Below are 17,432 nucleotides of genomic sequence, written 5' to 3'. Positions count from 1 at the left end.
ACCACGGGAGAGGTCTCCACAACGCCTCCACCGAGCGCTCCCGAGCGCTCCTCCCAGGAGACGCACAGGTCCCTAGGATGACGAGTCATGACCACTCCTGGCCCGTCTCGACGCGCGACGCACCCGTCTCCCAGCCAGGACCAGTCAGGTCGGCGAGAGCCCCGGGTGGGCGGCCCCGCCCATGCGAGGTCCCTGCGGACGCACCGGGTCAGCACCGTCGTCGGTCTCGTCCTGGCGGGTGTCCTCGCTTTCGGCGGGACCGCAGCCGCCGCCTTCTACCTCACCCTGCAGGGCAACGTCACCGAGGTCGACCTCGCCGGGCTGATCGACGAGGACCTCAGACCGCCCGAGCCCACACCCGACCCTGAGGACCCGAGTGCCGGGACCGCTGTGAACATCCTGCTCATCGGCTCCGACGACCGCAGCGGCGACAACGCTGCGATCGGCGGCGAGGACGGTGGCATGCGCTCCGACACGACGATCGTCATGCACATCTCGGCCGACAGGTCCCGAGTCGAGCTCGTCTCCATCCCCCGCGACTCCCTCGTCGACCTCCCCGCCTGCGAGACCACCCAGGGGACGGTCGAGGCCCGCGAGGACGCGATGTTCAACAACGCCTTCGCCGAGGGCTGGGACACAGGTGGCGACATCGCCTCGGCGGCGAGCTGCACGGTCCGGGCCGTGGAGTCGCTGACGAACGTCCGCCTCAGCGGCTTCGTCATGGTCGACTTCGTCGGGTTCCAGGGGATGGTCGACGCGATCGGGGGTGTGCCCATGACCATTCCCGAGGAGATCGTCGCACCGGAGGCGGGCCTCCACCTGCAGCCTGGCGAGCAGGTCCTCGACGGGACCCAGGCCCTCGGCCTGGCGAGGGCCCGCAAGGGGACAGGCCCCGACATGGACGGTTCCGACCTCAACCGCATCGGTCGCCAGCAGGAGCTGCTCGGGGCGATGGCCGACAAGGTGCTGAGCCAGGACATCCTCATGGACACGCCAGCCCTCATGTCCTTCCTCGGCGCTGCGACGTCGTCCCTCACCGCCAGCCCGGAGTACTCCTCGCTCCGCAACCTCGCAGGGCTCGCGCTCTCGCTCCGGGGGATCGAGCCTGAGGACATCACGTTCCTCATGACACCCGTCGTGGACTCGACCAAGCAGCGCTACAGGGTCGAGTGGACGCAGGAGGCCCACGACATGTGGGCGCGGATGGCCGCAGACGAACCGGTCGCGGGACCGGCCGACGTCACACGCTGAAGCCGGTCCGCCTGTCGCGCCCCGCCCGCAGGCGCGCGCCCTTCTCCTTGGCCTGCTCGCTCAGCGCGGCCTGGAAGGCGACCATCCGCTCGCGCAGCGCGAGCGACTCGTCGTCGGTCGCGCTCGCGAGGATGCGGGCCGCCAGCAGACCGGCGTTGCGCGCCCCGCCGATCGACACAGTCGCGACAGGGACCCCGGCGGGCATCTGCACGATCGACAGCAGCGAGTCCATGCCGTCGAGGTACGCGAGCGGGACGGGCACGCCGATCACCGGCAGGGGCGTCACCGCGGCCAGCATGCCGGGCAGGTGCGCGGCTCCCCCGGCACCGGCGATGATGGCGCGCAGACCGCGCCCGGCAGCCTCGCGCCCGTAGTCGATCATCTCGGTCGGCATGCGGTGGGCGGACACGACGTCGACCTCGACCTCGACGCCGAGCTCGGCGAGCGCGTCGGCTGCGGCCTGCATGACAGGCCAGTCGGAGTCGGAGCCCATGACGATGCCGACGACGGGGTTGCTCATGCGATTCTCCTCAGGGACGGTGCTGGGCTTGTCGTGCAGTGCAGTCTCGTGCCGGTGCTGGGCGACCGGTGGCCGTCCGGTCTGAGCCGGTCTCGCGAGCTCCGCCACGGGTCTCTGCCGTGGCTGTCCCGCTGGGGCGGCTCTCGACGTCAGCCGGGTGGGGTCTCTCCGCGCAGCATCGCCGCCGCGGAGAGCGCGCGCCGGCGGACCTCGTCGAGGTCGCTGCCGCTGACGTTGACGTGGCCGAGCTTGCGGCCGGGCCGGACCTGCTTGCCGTAGAGGTTCACCCGGGCGTCGGGGAAGGCGGCCAGCACGGTGGGCAGCGCGTCGGTGACGTCGTCGAGCGCGCTGCCGAGCACGTTCGCCATGACGGTCCACGGGGCCGTGGCAGCGGTCTCGCCGAGCGGGAGGTCGAGCACTGCGCGCAGGTGCTGCTCGAACTGGCTGGTGACCGATCCGTCGATCGTCCAGTGCCCGGAGTTGTGCGGGCGCATGGCCAGCTCGTTGACGACGAGCGCCGGCTCGGCGTCAGGGCCTGGGCGGACCTCGAACATCTCGACGGCCAGGACGCCGGTGACGTCGAGCCCTTCGGCGATGCTCAGCGCGACGGCGCGGGCTCGGTCTGCCTCTGCGGGCGTGAGGCCCGGGGCAGGTGCGACCACCTCGGAGCAGACCCCGTCACGCTGGACGGACTCGACGACGGGCCAGGTGCGGGCCTCGCCGCTCGGACGGCGGGCGACCAGCACGGCGAGCTCGCGGGTGAAGGGCACCTTCTCCTCGACGAGCAGCGTCGGTCCGCCGTCGGCGACAGCCGCGAACCAGTCGGCGACGGCGTCGGCCGATGCCACGACCCGCACGCCCTTGCCGTCATACCCGCCGCGGGACGTCTTGACGACGACCTCGCCGCCGCCCCCCTCAGAGATGAAGGCGTCGAGGGCCGTGCGGGCGGCGCTCTCCTCGCGCGGCAGCTCGAGCCAGCGCGGGCACGGCGCACCGAGCTCGGCGATCCGCCGTCGCATGACGATCTTGTCCTGGGCCTGGACGAGGGCGTCCGGGCCGGGGTGCACGGGGGTGCCCGCGGCGACGATCTCGCGCAGCAGCTCGTTGGGCACGTGCTCGTGCTCGAAGGTCAGGACGTCGGCACCGACCACCAGCGCGCGCAGCGCAGACTCGTCCGAGGCGACACCCACCGGGGCGTCGACCACCACCTGGGCCGCGCTCGACGCAGGGTCCTCGACGAGCACCCGCAGGTGCACCCCGAGCTCTGCCGCCGCAGGGGCCATCATCCGGGCAAGCTGCCCGCCACCAACTACTGAGATCACCGGAGCTGCCACGAGAGACCACCCTAGTCGACACCGGCACCCGAGACCTCGGCCGTCGCACAGGTGGACCGCAGGCTTCCGGGATACTCTTCCACGATGACCTCGCACGTCCGTCAGGCCACGTCGCCGGCGGGATCCCCGGACCCGGACGGACCAGTCGCCGCGCCCCAGGGCCGCGTGCCCTCAGCTCCCCCTACCGGGCACACCGAGCCGTCCACCCCCCAGACAGCGTCGGCACAGGCCCCCGACGCCGAGCCTCGCAGGTCACGCCGCAGCGCGCTCGTCGCGCGCGCCACGGAGCTGCTGCGCTTCGGGACCGTCGGCGGCGTCGCCTTCGTCGTCGACACGGGCCTGTTCAACCTCTTGCGCTTCGGCCCGGGCGACCTGCTCGCCGACAAGCCGCTGACCGCGAAGGTGCTCTCGGTCGCTGCCGCCACGATCGTCGCGTGGCTCGGCAACAGGTACTGGACCTTCTCGGACCGCAAGACCCAGACGCAGCTCCGCGAGTTCCTCGGCTTCGTGGTCGTCAACATCGGTGGCATGGGGATCGCCCTGGGCTGCCTGTGGTTCTCCCACTACGTGCTGGACCTGCGCTCCCCGCTCGCGGACAACATCTCCGCCAACGGCGTCGGGCTGGTCCTCGGCATGGTGTTCCGCTATCTGGCGTACAGGACCTTCGTCTTCACGGCGACACCCGCCGGGACAGCGGAAGACGGGACGCTGGCGGACGGGGCACCCACCGGCAGCGAGGAGGCTGCCACGAGGACCGGTGACGCTGCTACCAAGACCGCCGGCGCTTAGAGCTGCTCGAGATCGCGACACCGCGCGGGATCACGACGTCGGGGTTCATGGTCCGCGGCACCCCGGCGAGGAACACCGAGAAGATCGGCGGCTGACGCTGCGTGAGCTCGAGGCGTCCGCCGTCGGCAGCCGCGAGGTCGCGGGCGAGCGCCAGCCCGAGCCCGGTTCCCTTGCCTGACGTGACCTCGCGCTCGAAGATCCGTGGTGCGAGGTCGTCGGGCACGCCGGCACCCTCGTCGGTCACCGTGATGACCATCGCCTTGCTCGGGCCCGACTGCTTGGCGCGTACCGTCGTGGTCCCGCCGCCGTGCTTGAGCGAGTTCTCGATGAGGGTGGCGAGCACCTGGGCGAGGGCCCCGGGTGTCGCGAGGACGTGGATCTCGTCCGACACGTCGATGACGAGCCTGCGGCCCTGAGCCTCGAAGGTCGGGCCCCACTCCTCCTCCTGCTGCTGGAGCACCTCGACGAGGTGCACGGCCTCGGTCGTGCCGCCCGAGCTGCGCGAGCGGGAGAGCAGGTCGTCGACGACCCGGACGAGGCGCTCGACCTGCTCGAGGGAGATCCGTGCTTCTTCCTGCACCTCGGGGTTCTCGGGAGCCGCCATGGCGATCTCCTCGAGGCGCATCGACAGCGCCGTGAGGGGCGTGCGGAGCTGGTGGGAGGCGTCCGAGGCGAACTGCCGCTCGGCGGCGAGCCGACCGGCCATCCGGTCGGAGCTGCGGCCGAGCTCGGCGGCGACGAGGTCGATCTCCTCGACACCCGAGGGCTCGATGCGCGGGCGCACCTGACCCGAGCCGAGCTGCTCGGCGGAGGCCGCGAGGTACACGAGAGGCGCCGAGAGGCGGTTCGCCTGCCAGACGGCCATGACGATCCCGGCACCGAAGGCCACGACGGCCGCGGCGACCACGAGGACCACCACCTGCGCGCTGCGCAGGTAGAGCGCCCAGGTCGACACCTCGATCTGCACGATCCAGTTGGACTGCGTGCGGATCGGCCGCGACTCGGTGCGGCCCTCGATGGGGTCGCCGGCGGTGATCTTGTCGCCCACGCCGAACACCTGCACGTAGCCCGTGAGGTTGCCGTCGTCCCCGCCGACGTAGCGCTCGAGGAGGTCAGGGGTGATCTGCTCGTCCCGTGCCAGACGGTTCTCGATCGAGCGTCCGAGCTCGGAGGTGCGGGCCTGGAGCGAGCGGATCTCGTTGTCGCGCACGAGGGTCGCGCCGATGAGCGCGAGCGGGAGCCCGAGCAGGATGACGGCGACAGCCACGGCGGACACCGTGGCCATCAGTACTCGACGTCGCATGTCAGTCCTCGCTCATGGGGTCCGTCGGCGCACCGGGGTGGCCGGGCGCTGACGGACCCGCGTCAACCTGGGGGAGGGCTCAGCCCTCGCCGTTCTCGAACCTGAAGCCGAGGCCTCGCACCGTGGTGATGTAGCGCGGGGAGTTGGCGTCGTCACCGAGCTTGCGGCGCAGCCAGGACACGTGCATGTCGAGGGTCTTGGTCGAGCCGATCGGCTCGGAGCCCCAGACCTCGCGCATGAGCGCGTCGCGGACGACGACGGTGCCAGCACCCTGGACGAGCACACGGAGCAGCTCGAACTCCTTGGTGGTCAGGTGGAGCTCGCGCTCGCCCTGGAAGGCACGGTGCGCGGCGACGTCGACCTTGACGTCCTGCGCGTGGAGCTCTTCGGCCTCGGTCGGGTCGCCGTGGGTGCGACGCAGCAGCGCGCGGACGCGGGCGAGCAGCTCGGCGAGCCTGAAGGGCTTGGTGACGTAGTCGTCGGCACCGGCGTCGAGACCGACGACGAGGTCGACCTCGTCGGCACGGGCGGTGAGGACGAGCACGGGGGTGGTCAGGCCGAGACCGCGGATCGCACGGGCGACCTCGAGTCCGTCCATGTCCGGGAGCCCGAGGTCGAGCACGACCAGGTCGGCGACAGACGCGTTGTCGATCGCGCCTTGACCTGTTCCTTGCACGACCACGTTGTATCCCTCACGTGAGAGGGCGCGCGCCAAAGGTTCGGCAATGGCCGGGTCGTCCTCAGCCAGAAGTACGTGGGTCATTCGCCCATGCTAGGTCATGAAAGCCCCCTGCGGGTGATGAAGTTCGCGCATGCCTCGGGCGAGTGCATCACACATCGCGCCGGCCGTCGCGGCTCCGGCACCAGGGGCCGCCGGGTCAGAGCGCCGCAGGTCAGGCGTGCCGCCGGAGCACCGGTCGCGCGAGGGTGCGCTGAGTCAGCCCGCAGGGGCGCTCACGACGCCGGGGCTCCGCCCTGGGGCTGACGCCGCTCCCCCCGAGGCGTCTCTAGGCTGTCCCCCATGAACTGGTACGACAAGGCAGGCCGCTGGGCCGAAGAGCACCGCGCGCAGGTCGACGTCGTCGGGACCCTGCTCACGCTGCTCGTCGTCGTGCCGCTGTCGACGGCCATGTCCTCCGGGTACATCGACTACGGGCTCGGCACCGTGGGGACCGCACCCGTCCTCGCGCTCTTCGCGCTGCTGACCGTCGGGCCGCTGGCTGTGCGCCGGACCCGGCCGGTGCTCTCCGTGACCCTCGTCTACGCCGCCACCCTGGTCCAGATGCTGCTCGGCATGCCTCTCGTGCTGCCGGCCAACTTCTTCGTCCTCGTGGCCCTGTTCTCCGTCACCGTCTACGGACCGCGCTGGGCGCACCTCGTCGCCATCGCGACAGGCCTCCTCGGCTCGGCGCTGCTGGGGGCCATGCTCGGCCTGCAGAGCGGCGCCGGGAACACGATCTTCGGCATGATCCTGTCGGTCATCTTCGTCGGGCTGCTCTTCGTCGCGACCTGGGCTTTCGGGCTCGTGCGCCGCGCCCGGAGGGAGACCCTCATCGCGCTGCGTGACAGGACCCGCAGCCTCGAGGTCGAGCGTGACCAGCAGGCCCGCATCGCGACAGCCGCCGAGCGCTCGCGCATCGCCCGCGAGATGCACGACATCGTCGCCCACTCCCTCTCGGTGATGATCGCCCAGGCCGACGGCGGGCGCTACGCCGCCACGGCTGACCCCGAGGCCGCCACCCGCACCCTCGGGACCATCAGCGAGACCGGTCGCGCAGCCCTCGCCGACATGCGCAGGCTCCTCGGCGTGCTCCGCGACGAGCCCGACGACGAGCGGGGCAACGGCGGGGCCGCCGAGCGCACCCCGCAACCTGCCGCAGGAGACATCACAGCCCTCGTCGAGCAGGTGCGCGCCTCGGGGATGCGGGTCTCGCTCGTCCGCATGGGCGTCGCCAGGACCCTGCCCCCGGGCACGGGCCTGACGCTGTACAGGATCTGCCAGGAAGCGCTGACGAACATCCTCAAGCACGCAGGCCCGGACCCGTCGGTGACCGTCGTGGTCACGTGGGAGCGCCGCAGCGTCAAGGTCGAGATCGACGACGACGGGCGCGGCGCCTCGGCCGACAGCGACGGTGCCGGCCAGGGGCTGCTCGGCATGCGCGAGCGCGCCGCGATGTTCGGCGGGACCGTGACCTCGGGACCACGCCCCGGCGGCGGCTTCCGTGTGATGCTTGACCTTCCGCTGCCCGAGCCACGTACCGAGGAGCTCTCCGCACCATGACGACCGCCCTGCCCGACGCCTCACCGCACATCCGCGTCGCGATCGTCGACGACCAGCAGCTCCTCCGAGCCGGCTTCCGCATGGTGATCGACTCTCAGCCCGACCTCGAGGTCGTGGTCGAGGCCGGCGACGGCGCCCAGGCGGTCCGCCTGCTGACCGACCACCCCGTCGACGTGGTGCTCATGGACATCCGGATGCCGACCATGGACGGGCTCGCCGCGACGGCCCAGCTGACAGCCCTGTGGGCCGCGCACCCCGACACGGCTCCGCGCATCATCGTGCTGACGACCTTCGACCTCGACGAGTACGCCCTCGAGGCGATCCGCTCGGGGGCGAGCGGGTTCTTGCTCAAGGACGCCCCGCCCGAGGAGATGCTCGCGGCCATCCGCACCGTCCACTCGGGCGACGCCGTCATCGCCCCCTCGACCACACGCCGGCTGCTCGACAGGCTCGTGACGACCCTCCCGGCGGAGCAGCTCGCCGACTCGGGCAAGGCCTCGGCCGTCGACAGCCTCACCGACCGCGAGCGCGAGGTGCTCGTGCTCATGGCGCGGGGCCGCGCGAACCAGGAGATCGCCTCGGACCTGTTCGTCGCCGAGGCGACGGTCAAGACGCACGTGGGCAGGATCTTGGCCAAGCTGGGCGCCCGCGACAGGGTGCAGGCCGTCGTCACCGCCTACGAGACCGGTCTGGTCCGCCCCGGCGAGTAGCCCGGTCCTTCGTGGTGGTGCGGTCCCTCCGCAGGCGGCTCGACCGTCGTCGCAGGTCCGCCCGGGGGATGACACGACTCCGGGCAAGACCAGCCCTCGGCCCGACGCAGCGCGCGAGGCCCCAGAACTAGCGTGGTGATCACGTCGGGGGCGGGTTCCCCAGCTCGTGCGCTCTGCGGAGCGCGTCCGCCCCCGACGTCCATCGTTCCCCCCGCCACCAGGAGACATCTCGTGGACTCGTCCGCAGCACCCCACCCCCGCCCGACGTCCGGCGCGCCCGCCCAGCCTGCGGTCCGCGCCAGGTCCCTCACCAAGCTCTACGGCAAGGGTGCCGGGACCGTGCACGCGCTCGACGGGGTCGACGTGGACTTCGCGGCCGGCCAGTTCACCGCGATCATGGGCCCGTCGGGCTCCGGCAAGTCCACGCTCATGCACCTGCTCGCGGGGCTCGACTCGGCGTCGTCGGGGCAGGCCTTCATCGGTGACACCGAGGTCACCAGCCTCGACGACAACCACCTGACCTCGCTGCGCCGCGACAGGGTCGGCTTCGTCTTCCAGTCCTTCAACCTGCTGCCGATGTTCACGGCCGAGCAGAACATCCTGTTGCCGCTGACTCTCGCAGGGACACCCGTGACCGCCGAGGTGAAGGAGTGGCTGAGCACGCTCGCCGTCACCCTGGGCATCCAGGACAGGCTCTCGCACCGTCCCTCGGAGCTGTCGGGCGGGCAGCAGCAGCGCGTGGCGATCGCCCGGGCGCTCATCGCCCGTCCCGAGGTCGTCTTCGCCGACGAGCCCACCGGGAACCTCGACTCGCGCTCGGGCGCCGAGGTGCTGAGCTTCTTGCGACGCTCTGTGCGTGAGCTGGGCCGCACGATCATCATGGTCACCCACGACCCGGCGGCCGCCGCCTACGCCGACCGCGTGGTGCTCATCGCCGACGGCGCGATCGCCGGGGACATCGCCAACCCGACCCCGGAGTCTGTCCTCGCAGGGCTCGACGCGCTGCGCACCTTCGAGACGACCGCTGACACCGGCTCGACCCGGCAGGTGGCCTCCTGATGTTCGCCCTCACCTTCGCCCAGATGCGACGCAGCATCGGGCGGCTCGCTGCCGCCGGTGTCGCGATCGCGATCGGCACAGCCTTCGTGGCCGCCACCCTCCTCGCCTCCGACGTGCTCAAGCGCGCCAGCTACGACTCGATCGCCGCCCAGTACGGGCAGGCCGAGCTCGTGGTGCGCGCGGCGAGCGGGGCAGGCGGCTACGGCGACGCGACGTCGTTCGCGGCCGACGAGGCCCAACTCGACCAGATGCGCCAGATCGACGGCGTCGAGGCTGCAGACCCGGTCGAGTCGACCTACCTCCAGCTCCAGAACGGCGCCCGGAGCCTCTACCAGGCCACCATCGCCGTGCCCTCGTCGCCGAAGCTCCAGCCCCTCACTCTCGTGTCCGGCACCTTCCCGGCGTCGAGCGACGAGATCGCGCTCCCCGCGGACGCCGCCGAGCTCCTCGGCGTGGCTCCCGGCGACACGCTCACGGACCTCTCCTGGGGGCCCTCGGCCGTCGAGAGCAAGTCAGCCGTCGACGGCGAGAGCACGACCGCGTCCGACGAGCCTGTCGAGACGACGCTCACCGTCAGCGGGATCGTCGACGACCCCTTCAAGGCCTACGCGATGCAGGGCGGGGCTGCTGTGGTGACCGCGGACACCTTCACGGACCGTCGTTGGCCCGACTCCGACCCCTTGCACGTCGACATCGCCGTGCTGCTCGAGGCAGGCGCCGACGAGTCGGCGGTGAGCAGCGCGATCCAGGCCGTCGTCGCCGACCAGGGCATGACGGTGGAGACCAAGGACGCTGCCGCCGAGAGCTCGATCAACGCCGTCACCGGGGACCAGCAGGTCTTCACCCTGACGATCCTCTCCTTCGCGGCGATCGCGCTGCTCGTCGCGGCCCTCGTCATCTCGAACACCTTCCAGGTGATCGTCGCCCAGCGGACCCGGACGCTCGCGCTGCTGCGCTGCGTCGGCGCCAAGAAGTCCCAGCTGCGTCAGTCGGTCGTCCTCGAGGCCGCGACCCTCGGTCTGGTCTCGTCGGCGATCGGGCTGGCGGTCGGGTCTGCCTTCGTGCAGATCGCGGTCATGGTGCTCGGTCGGGTCGACCTCGACATCCCGGTCCCCAGCCGTATCTCCTTCTCTGCAGCCGCCGTGGTCTGGCCTCTCGTGGTCGGCACCCTGGTGACTGTCCTCGCCAGCCTCGTCCCTGCCCGGGCCGCGACCCGCGTCGCGCCCCTCGAGGCGCTGCGCCCCTCCGACGCACCGAGCGCGACAGCCGGCGGCGGACGGGTCCGTCTCGTCTTCACCCTGCTCCTCGTGCTCGGCGGCGCGCTCCTCATGGTCGGCGGCATCGCCGCCAGCCAGAACGGGCAGGTCGAGGTCGGTCTGCTGGCCGGCGTCCTCGGCGGGGCGACCTCCTTCGTGGGGGTCTTGCTCGGTGCCGTGTTCTGGGTGCCGAAGATCGTCGGCGCGGTCGGTCGGATGCTCTCGTCCGCAGGGCCGAGCACGCAGCTCGCCGCCGCCAACATCACCCGGAACCCTCGCCGCACAGCGGCGACGAGCAGCGCGCTGCTCATCGGCGTGACCCTGGTCGCCATGATGTCCGTCGGCGCCTCGACGGCGCGTGGCTCCCTCAGCTCGACCCTCGACGGCACCTACAACGTCGACGTGCAGGTCCAGGGACAGGCCTGGTCTGCGGGCACCGACGTGGAGCCCCTCTCTCCCACGCTGATCTCCGAGGTGTCGAGCCTCGACGGGGTGGCCGCCGTGGCACCGATCACCGAGGTCCTGGTGCGGACCGAGTCGGGTGGCGCGAGCGCAGACCAGGACACCGTGCAGGTCGTGGACCCGGCCTCCGCCCGGGCAGCCCTGCGCGACCCGTCGGTCCTGGACGGGCTCGACGGCACGCACGCCGTGGTCTCGACGAGCTACGCCGACTACTTCCTGGGGGGTTCGTCGACGATCACCGTCGAGGGCGACCTCGGAGAGGTGACGCTCGACGTCGTCGTCCGAGACATCTCCGGCATGAACGTCGTCGTCGACTCGAGCGTCGGCGAGCAGATCGTCTCGTCGACGGCACCGACCTCGGTCTGGGTCAAGGTCACCGACCTCGACGACGCCGGCAGCACGGTCAACGAGATCCGCGACGCTGTGTCGGGCACCTCGGTCGGCGTGGCAGGCGCCGCCGTCGAGCGGGCCACGATGCAGCAGGCCATCGACACCATCCTCGCGGTGGTCGTCGGCCTCCTGGCCATCGCCGTGGTGATCGCCCTCATCGGGGTGGCGAACACGCTCTCCCTGTCGGTCCTCGAGCGACGACGCGAGTCGGCCACGCTCCGGGCCATCGGGCTGAGCAAGCGCCAGCTGCGCTCCACGCTCGCGCAGGAGGGCATGCTCATCGCCGGGGTCGGCGCGGTCCTCGGGGTCGCCCTCGGGCTGCTCTACGGGTGGGTCGGGTCGTTGGTCGTCCTCGGCGGATTCGCCGACGTGTCGCTCACCATGCCCTTCGGGACGCTCGGGCTCGTCGTCCTGGTCGCCGTCGCGGCAGGTCTGCTCGCGTCGATCGTCCCCGGACGCTCGGCCGCGAAGACCTCGCCCGTCGAGGCGCTGGCCGTCGACTGACGTCCGCAGCACCGCAGCACCGCAGCACCGCAGAGGGCGGGCAGGCACCACGTCTGCCCGCCCTCTGCGGTGCTCAGCCTGGCTGCATGTGCTCGCCCGTCGGAGCGCAGGTCGTCGCGACCAGGGTGGAGCTGATCGGCCTGGCCGGCCGCCGGGTTCAGTCTGTCGAGCGCGAGCCGCGCCGGGCTCAGTCCTGGTCGAGGTCGCTGCGCCGGGCTGTCCTGGTCGAGCGCACTGCGCCCGGCTCAGTCCTGGTCGAGGTCGTACGTGCGGCGACCCGTGAAGCTGGAGACCGGACCGCAGAGCAGCCCGACGAGCCCGAGGACCGCGACGACGACCAGCGCCAGACCGAGGCCCGTCGTACCGCCCTGGAGGAAGCTCACACCGACCAGACCCGTCAGCACCTGCACGGTGATGACCGGGCCCCGCACCCAGGACCGTCCTACCGACACCCCGTAGGCGGCCGCCAGCATCAACCAGGCACCTGCCGCGCACGAGAGGGTGAGGGCGATCGCGACCGAGACGACCCTGTCCCGCCCGGGGAGGAGGTCGAGGGCACCGATCACCGCGAAGACGACGAGCGCGAGACCTTCGAGGGCGAGCAGGACCGACGTGGCCCAGACAGCAGGGTGGCGACGTACCTCGAACCAGCGGCCGAGGGCGCCCCGACGCTCAGGCGTGGGCTCAGACGGCTGGGAGATACCTGAGGAAGTCATAAGTGCTCCAGACGATAGCGGATAGATCACGGTGCTCTCGACCCTGTCCTTGGTCCTGGATCCGACGTCACAGCGCGCAGAGCGTGCCGATCCTCGCGAATCGGCTCAAGATCACCCTTGACCAGCGCCGTCGGGCATGCTTATAACCCACCTGGCGAGTGCCGTTGACCAAAAATGTGATCAAGACCTCAGTCGTCACGCAATAGAAACCTCCTGGTAACCCTTGTGCCGGGGATGGTTGAGGTGTGAACTGGTTACCAGCAGTCACAAGCCCCCCCTCTCCCTTTGCCGCGCCCTCCCCTGGGCCGGCTCGCCCCTGCCTAGGAGTTCTCATGGATTGGCGTCACCGCGCATCCTGTCTCGACGAAGACCCTGAGCTGTTCTTCCCCATCGGCAACACCGGTCCCGCGATCCTCCAGATCGACGAGGCGAAGGCCGTCTGCCGTCGCTGCCCCGTCGTCGACACCTGCCTCAAGTGGGCCATCGAGTCCGGCCAGGACGCCGGCGTCTGGGGAGGCCTGTCCGAGGACGAGCGCCGCGCCCTCAAGCGCCGCACCGCCCGCGCACGCCGCGCCAGCTGACGTCACGCTGAGCCGCACAACAGACTGAGCACCACCTGCTGAACCACGAGGCCCGGATCCCGCCCAGGGACCCGGGCCTCGCTGCATCCCCACCAGTGCACGCCTCCCCCGCCGAGGTCACACACGCTCTACCGAGGTCGTACGAACACGCCAGATCAGGCCGTCCCAGTCTCGATTCTGGCGTGTCTGTACGACCTCGCCGCGGAGCAGGCGACCTCGCCGCGGAGCAGGCGACCTCGCGGGTGCGAGGGTAGGGCCGGGTGGTCAGAGCAGCGTGATCAGACGTGCCCAGTCAGGCGCGTCCGGCGAGGCCTGCGATCCGGTCCGGTCCGGTCCGGTCAGGTGGTGCGGTCCGTTGGTCCGTTGCGGCCTACTGTCAGGCCGTCGGCTCGTGGGTCGTGACGCCGCGGAGGACGACGGCGACGGCGACGATCGTCCCGCCGCCCTCGCGGGGCTCCCACTCGATCGTGCCCTGGAGCTCGTTGGTGACGAGGGTCTTGACGATCTGGGTCCCGAGGCCGCCCGACGGGCCCTTGCCCTCGCCCATGCCGACGCCGTCGTCCTCGACGGTGACCGACAGGTGCGCCCCGTCCCGCTCCGCCCTGACCTCGACCGTGCCTCCACCGGCTGCCGACAGCCCGTGCTCGACGGCGTTGGTCACCAGCTCGGTGAGGATCAGCGCAAGGGCCGTGGCGTCCTGCGCGGGCACCATGCCGAAGGTCCCCGTCTGCACGGTGCGTACGCTCACGTCGGCCGAGGCGACGTCCGCGGTGAGGCGCAGCGCACGTCCCATCATGTCGTCGAACTCGACCTCTTCGTCGAGGGTCTGCGACAGCGAGTCGTGCACGAGGGCGATGGTCGCCACGCGGCGCATGGCCTCTTCGAGAGCCTCTTTGGCCTCGGGCACGGTCATACGGCGCGCCTGGAGGCGCAGCAGCGCCGCGACGGTCTGCAGGTTGTTCTTCACGCGGTGGTGGATCTCGCGGATCGTCGCGTCCTTGGTGATGAGCTCGCGCTCACGCCTGCGGAGCTCGGACACGTCGCGGCACATGAGGACAGCGCCGATCCGCTGGCCGTTCTCCGTCAACGGGACCGAGCGCACCGAGAGGCACACCCCGTGCGAGTCGACCTCGGTCCGCCACGGAGCCCGCCCCATGAGCACGAGCGGCATGGACTCGTCGACGGGCACCTGGTGCTCGACGAGCTCGGTCGTCACCTCGATGAGCGACTCGCCCACGAGGGCACCGATCACCCCGAGCCTGTGGAAGCAGCTGAGCGCGTTGGGGCTCGCGTAGAGCACCTCGCCCTCGGAGTTGAGGCGGATGAGCCCGTCGCCCACGCGTGGTGCACCCCGCCGCGGGCCCGTCGCGCCGTCGGGCGAGGGGAACTCGCCGGTGGTCACCATGTTCATGAGGTCGTCGGCGGCCTCGACGTAGTTGAGCTCGAGGCGGCTGGGCGTGCGTCCGCTGCCGAGGTTGGTCTGCCGGGCGACGACGGCGATCGGTCGACCCTCGTGCAGGACCGGGACGACCTCCTCGCGGACCGCATAGGTGCCGAACCACCGGGGCTCGCGCGAGCGCTGCGTGCGCTCCTCCGTGAGGGCACGCTCCAGCTGGGGCAGCAGCCCGCCGGGGGCGAAAGACCCGACGATGTCGTCGTGGTGGACCGTCGCACCTGTGCTCGGTCGGCACTGGGACACGGCCACGAAGCCGCCGTCGGTCGTCGGCAGCCACAGCACGAGGTCGGCGAAGGCCAGGTCGGAGATGAGCTGCCAGTCACCCACCAGCAGGTGGAGCCACTCGGCGTCCGCAGGGTCGAGCGCGCTGTACTTGGACACGAGGTTGCTCATGGTCGACACAGAGGAAGCCTACGCGGGCGAGCGCACCGCGCGTCGTCCGGACGTGCCCGCCCGCGCACCTCGTCCCCACAGCGGCAGACGTACACGCGAGCGCACCGTTCGGTAGGCTCGTGCTCACCCGTCACGGCGAAGGAGCACGACCCATGCGCACGAGCATCACCCTGGACCTTCCCCTGCCGACCGACGCCGCGGTCCGGCTGGTCAACGACCCCGAGTTCATCCGCCACAAGGCGGCGCAGGCCGGGTCGAAGGTGCTCACCGTCGACGTGACCTCGGGCACCGACGGCAGCTACACGTCGGCGGTCCGCAGGGTGATCCCGAGCGACCAGATCCCTGCGCAGGCGCGCTCCTTCGTGGGGTCAGAGCTCGAGATCCGCCAGACCGAGGCGTGGGCCGAGCCGACAGAGGGGGCCGACGGGCGCCGCTTCGGCACGGTCTCGGTCGAGATCACCGGCGCACCCGTGCGCATGACAGGGGCGATCACCCTGGTGCCCGCTGCCGGAGGCTCGACCATGACCTACGAGGGCGAGATCAAGTCCCCTGTCCCGCTCTTCGGGGCGAGCATCGAGAAAGCCGCCGCCGAGGCCATCCGCCAGGCCCTCACGGCCGAGGCCGCGACGGCCTCCGACTGGATCGCGACCCACCCGCAGGACTGACTCGTCAGGTGGTCGACGACGACCGCCCTCCCCCGACCAGGGCCGCCCTCTCGAGGGCGGTCCTGTCGTGCGCCTGAGCACCGTCAGAACTGGTCCCATGATAACGATTCGGCAACCTTCCACGCGGTCGGCAATGCTCTGACCTGCGGATATGCACTTCCGAGAGCCCATGGAAGCGCTCTCACCCCGACTGGGCATTGACGTGTGGGAGCGATCCCACCATGATCATCCGTGACGCATGGGAGCGTTCCCACAGGCGGGCTACCTCCTCCACATGCAGGTTCGACGGTCACCCCTCACCGGGGAGTCCGACAGTCCTTCACACGCACGGACGGCACCGCAGCCGGACCGTGGACAAAGGAGTCTTCACCTATGTTCAGCACCCCTCGTTCGCGTCGCCTCACCTCCGTGGTGGCCGGCGCCTCGATCATGGCGCTCGCGCTCTCGGCTTGCTCCAGCGACGACGAGGCCAGCGGCTCGTCGACCAACGCGGACGGCAAGATCGAGCTGACCGTCGCCACCTTCAACAACTTCGGCTACACCGACGAGCTCCTCGCCGAGTACACGGCCGCCAACCCGAACGTCGTCGTCAAGCAGACCAAGGCTGCCAAGACCGAAGACGCTCGCTCCAACCTCACGACGAAGCTCGCCGCCGGTGGTGACGGCCTCGCCGACATCGAGGGCATCGAGGTCGACTGGATGCCTGAGCTCGACATGGTCTCCTCGGCCTTCGCCGACCTGTCCGACCCTGAGGTCGAGGGTCGCTACGTCGACTGGAAGCTCAAGCAGGGCACGGCCTCGGACGGCACCCTCATCGGCCTCGGCACGGACATCGGCCCGGCCGGCATCTGCTACCGCTCCGACCTCTTCGAGGCCGCCGGTCTGCCGACCGACCGCGCCGCTGTCGCCGAGCTCCTGGGTGGCGAGGACGCCACCTGGGACGACTACTTCGCAGCGGGCAAGACCTTCACCGCAGCGAGCGACTCCGCCTGGTACGACTCGAGCAACGCCATCATGCAGGGCATGGTCGGCCAGGTCGAGGCAGCCTACGAGGACCCCTCCACGGGTGAGCCGAAGGACCTCGCGTCGAACACCGAGATCAAGGGCTTCTACGACTCGATCCTCGAGGTCGCCCCTGAGCTCTCGGCGCACCTCGACCAGTGGAGCCCCGACTGGGACGCCGCGTTCCAGAACGCCGGCTTCGCGACCATGCTCTGCCCCGCCTGGATGACCGGTCCGGTCGAAGAGCGCGCGGGCGGCGTCGACGGCTGGGACGTCGCTGACGTCTTCCCCGGCGGCGGCGGCAACTGGGGCGGGTCCTTCCTGACCGTCCCGAAGTCCGGCAAGAACGTCGAAGAGGCCAAGAAGCTCGCTCTGTGGCTGACCGCCCCCGAGCAGCAGATCAAGGCCTTCGCCAACGCGGGTACCTTCCCGAGCCAGGTCGCGGCGTACGAGGACACGACCCTCACCTCGGCGACGAACGACTTCTTCAATGACGCACCTGTCGGCGAGATCTTCATCAACCGCTCCAACGCGGTCAACCCGGTCCCGCCGTTCAAGGGCCAGAACTACTTCGCGATCAACCAGGCCGTCGGCGACGCCCTGAAGCGCGTCGACATCGAGCAGACCCAGAAGGCCGACGAGGCATGGGACCAGGCTCTGAGCGACTTCAGCAACCTGGGCTTCTGACCTCGCTGCACCACCGCGCCTGACCGCCGCGTCGGGCACGGCGCGCCCCACCCGGGGCGCGGCGTGCCCGACG

15 protein-coding genes are annotated in these 17,432 nt (G+C 70.8%); 9 read left to right on the top strand and 6 right to left on the bottom strand.

Going from position 1 to position 17,432, the window contains the following annotated elements:
• Positions 1-87: 87 nt before the first annotated feature.
• Entirely contained in the window at positions 88-1,251 is a 1,164-nt protein-coding gene (locus SANBI_RS04185; protein WP_319159235.1) for an LCP family protein, read from the top strand.
• Here the strand turns inward: SANBI_RS04185 and purE are convergent.
• Together purE and SANBI_RS04175 are read right to left on the bottom strand one after the other, a co-directional pair.
• The gene (gene purE / locus SANBI_RS04180; RefSeq protein WP_056136735.1) at positions 1,241-1,771 is read right to left on the bottom strand and encodes a 5-(carboxyamino)imidazole ribonucleotide mutase; all 531 of its coding nucleotides are present in this window, start codon (positions 1,769-1,771) and stop codon (positions 1,241-1,243) included. The genes SANBI_RS04185 and purE overlap by 11 nt on opposite strands.
• A 149-nt stretch (positions 1,772-1,920) precedes the next feature.
• A complete protein-coding gene (locus tag SANBI_RS04175) occupies positions 1,921-3,057 on the bottom strand; it encodes a 5-(carboxyamino)imidazole ribonucleotide synthase (RefSeq protein ID WP_408669734.1) in 1,137 nt (378 codons plus the stop codon).
• A 132-nt stretch (positions 3,058-3,189) separates the two neighbouring features.
• Here SANBI_RS04175 and SANBI_RS04170 point away from each other — a divergent pair, with 132 nt between their 5' ends.
• Positions 3,190-3,894, top strand: a complete 705-nt coding sequence (locus tag SANBI_RS04170; protein WP_319159230.1) for a GtrA family protein — start codon at positions 3,190-3,192, stop codon at positions 3,892-3,894.
• On the opposite strand, the gene SANBI_RS04165 is transcribed toward SANBI_RS04170, so the two are convergent.
• Both SANBI_RS04165 and SANBI_RS04160 read right to left on the bottom strand, forming a co-directional pair.
• Positions 3,872-5,197 carry an ATP-binding protein gene (locus tag SANBI_RS04165; RefSeq protein ID WP_319159228.1) on the bottom strand — a complete coding sequence of 442 codons (1,326 nt, stop codon included), beginning with the start codon at positions 5,195-5,197 and terminating at the stop codon, positions 3,872-3,874. The two genes, SANBI_RS04170 and SANBI_RS04165, sit on opposite strands and share 23 nt — an antisense overlap.
• 79 nt (positions 5,198-5,276) lie before the next feature.
• Positions 5,277-5,960, bottom strand: coding sequence for a response regulator transcription factor (locus SANBI_RS04160; RefSeq protein ID WP_012865871.1), 684 nt, complete (start codon positions 5,958-5,960; stop codon positions 5,277-5,279).
• Positions 5,961-6,218: 258 nt separating this feature from the next.
• On the opposite strand from SANBI_RS04160, the gene SANBI_RS04155 reads away from it, so the two are divergent.
• The 4 genes from SANBI_RS04155 (at position 6,219) to SANBI_RS04140 (ending at position 11,859) form a co-directional block, all read left to right on the top strand.
• Positions 6,219-7,478, top strand: coding sequence for a sensor histidine kinase (locus tag SANBI_RS04155; RefSeq protein ID WP_319159225.1), 1,260 nt, complete (start codon positions 6,219-6,221; stop codon positions 7,476-7,478).
• A complete protein-coding gene (locus SANBI_RS04150; protein WP_319159223.1) occupies positions 7,475-8,188 on the top strand; it encodes a response regulator transcription factor in 714 nt (237 codons plus the stop codon). Before SANBI_RS04155 ends, SANBI_RS04150 begins: the two co-directional genes overlap by 4 nt.
• A gap of 231 nt (positions 8,189-8,419) precedes the next feature.
• A complete protein-coding gene (locus SANBI_RS04145; RefSeq protein WP_319159222.1) occupies positions 8,420-9,247 on the top strand; it encodes an ABC transporter ATP-binding protein in 828 nt (275 codons plus the stop codon).
• A complete protein-coding gene (locus tag SANBI_RS04140; RefSeq protein WP_319159219.1) occupies positions 9,247-11,859 on the top strand; it encodes an FtsX-like permease family protein in 2,613 nt (870 codons plus the stop codon). The genes SANBI_RS04145 and SANBI_RS04140 overlap by 1 nt, the downstream gene beginning before the upstream one ends.
• 245 nt (positions 11,860-12,104) lie before the next feature.
• Here the strand turns inward: SANBI_RS04140 and SANBI_RS04135 are convergent, their stop codons facing one another.
• The gene (locus tag SANBI_RS04135) at positions 12,105-12,575 is read right to left on the bottom strand and encodes a hypothetical protein (RefSeq protein WP_319159216.1); all 471 of its coding nucleotides are present in this window, start codon (positions 12,573-12,575) and stop codon (positions 12,105-12,107) included.
• A 332-nt stretch (positions 12,576-12,907) separates the two neighbouring features.
• Between SANBI_RS04135 and SANBI_RS04130 the strand changes: the two genes are divergently transcribed.
• Complete coding sequence (locus SANBI_RS04130; RefSeq protein WP_012865865.1) at positions 12,908-13,156, top strand: WhiB family transcriptional regulator; 249 nt, start codon at positions 12,908-12,910, stop codon at positions 13,154-13,156.
• Between the two features lie 376 nt (positions 13,157-13,532).
• Here the strand turns inward: SANBI_RS04130 and SANBI_RS04125 are convergent, their stop codons facing one another.
• Positions 13,533-15,005: a sensor histidine kinase gene (locus tag SANBI_RS04125; RefSeq protein WP_319161177.1), complete on the bottom strand. Its 1,473-nt coding sequence runs from the start codon at positions 15,003-15,005 to the stop codon at positions 13,533-13,535.
• Positions 15,006-15,157: 152 nt separating this feature from the next.
• Here SANBI_RS04125 and SANBI_RS04120 point away from each other — a divergent pair, with 152 nt between their 5' ends.
• Together SANBI_RS04120 and SANBI_RS04115 are read left to right on the top strand one after the other, a co-directional pair.
• On the top strand, positions 15,158-15,670 hold the full coding sequence (locus SANBI_RS04120; protein ID WP_319159209.1) for a DUF2505 domain-containing protein: 513 nt from the start codon (positions 15,158-15,160) through the stop codon (positions 15,668-15,670).
• Between the two features lie 372 nt (positions 15,671-16,042).
• Positions 16,043-17,359: an ABC transporter substrate-binding protein gene (locus tag SANBI_RS04115; RefSeq protein ID WP_319159207.1), complete on the top strand. Its 1,317-nt coding sequence runs from the start codon at positions 16,043-16,045 to the stop codon at positions 17,357-17,359.
• The last annotated feature ends 73 nt before the right edge of the window (positions 17,360-17,432 follow it).

The organism is Sanguibacter biliveldensis (assembly GCF_033798665.1).
In the GTDB taxonomy this organism is placed as follows: domain Bacteria; phylum Actinomycetota; class Actinomycetes; order Actinomycetales; family Cellulomonadaceae; genus Sanguibacter; species Sanguibacter inulinus.
Note: the sequence above shows the minus strand (reverse complement) of the source record. Positions and strands in the feature narration are given on the sequence as shown.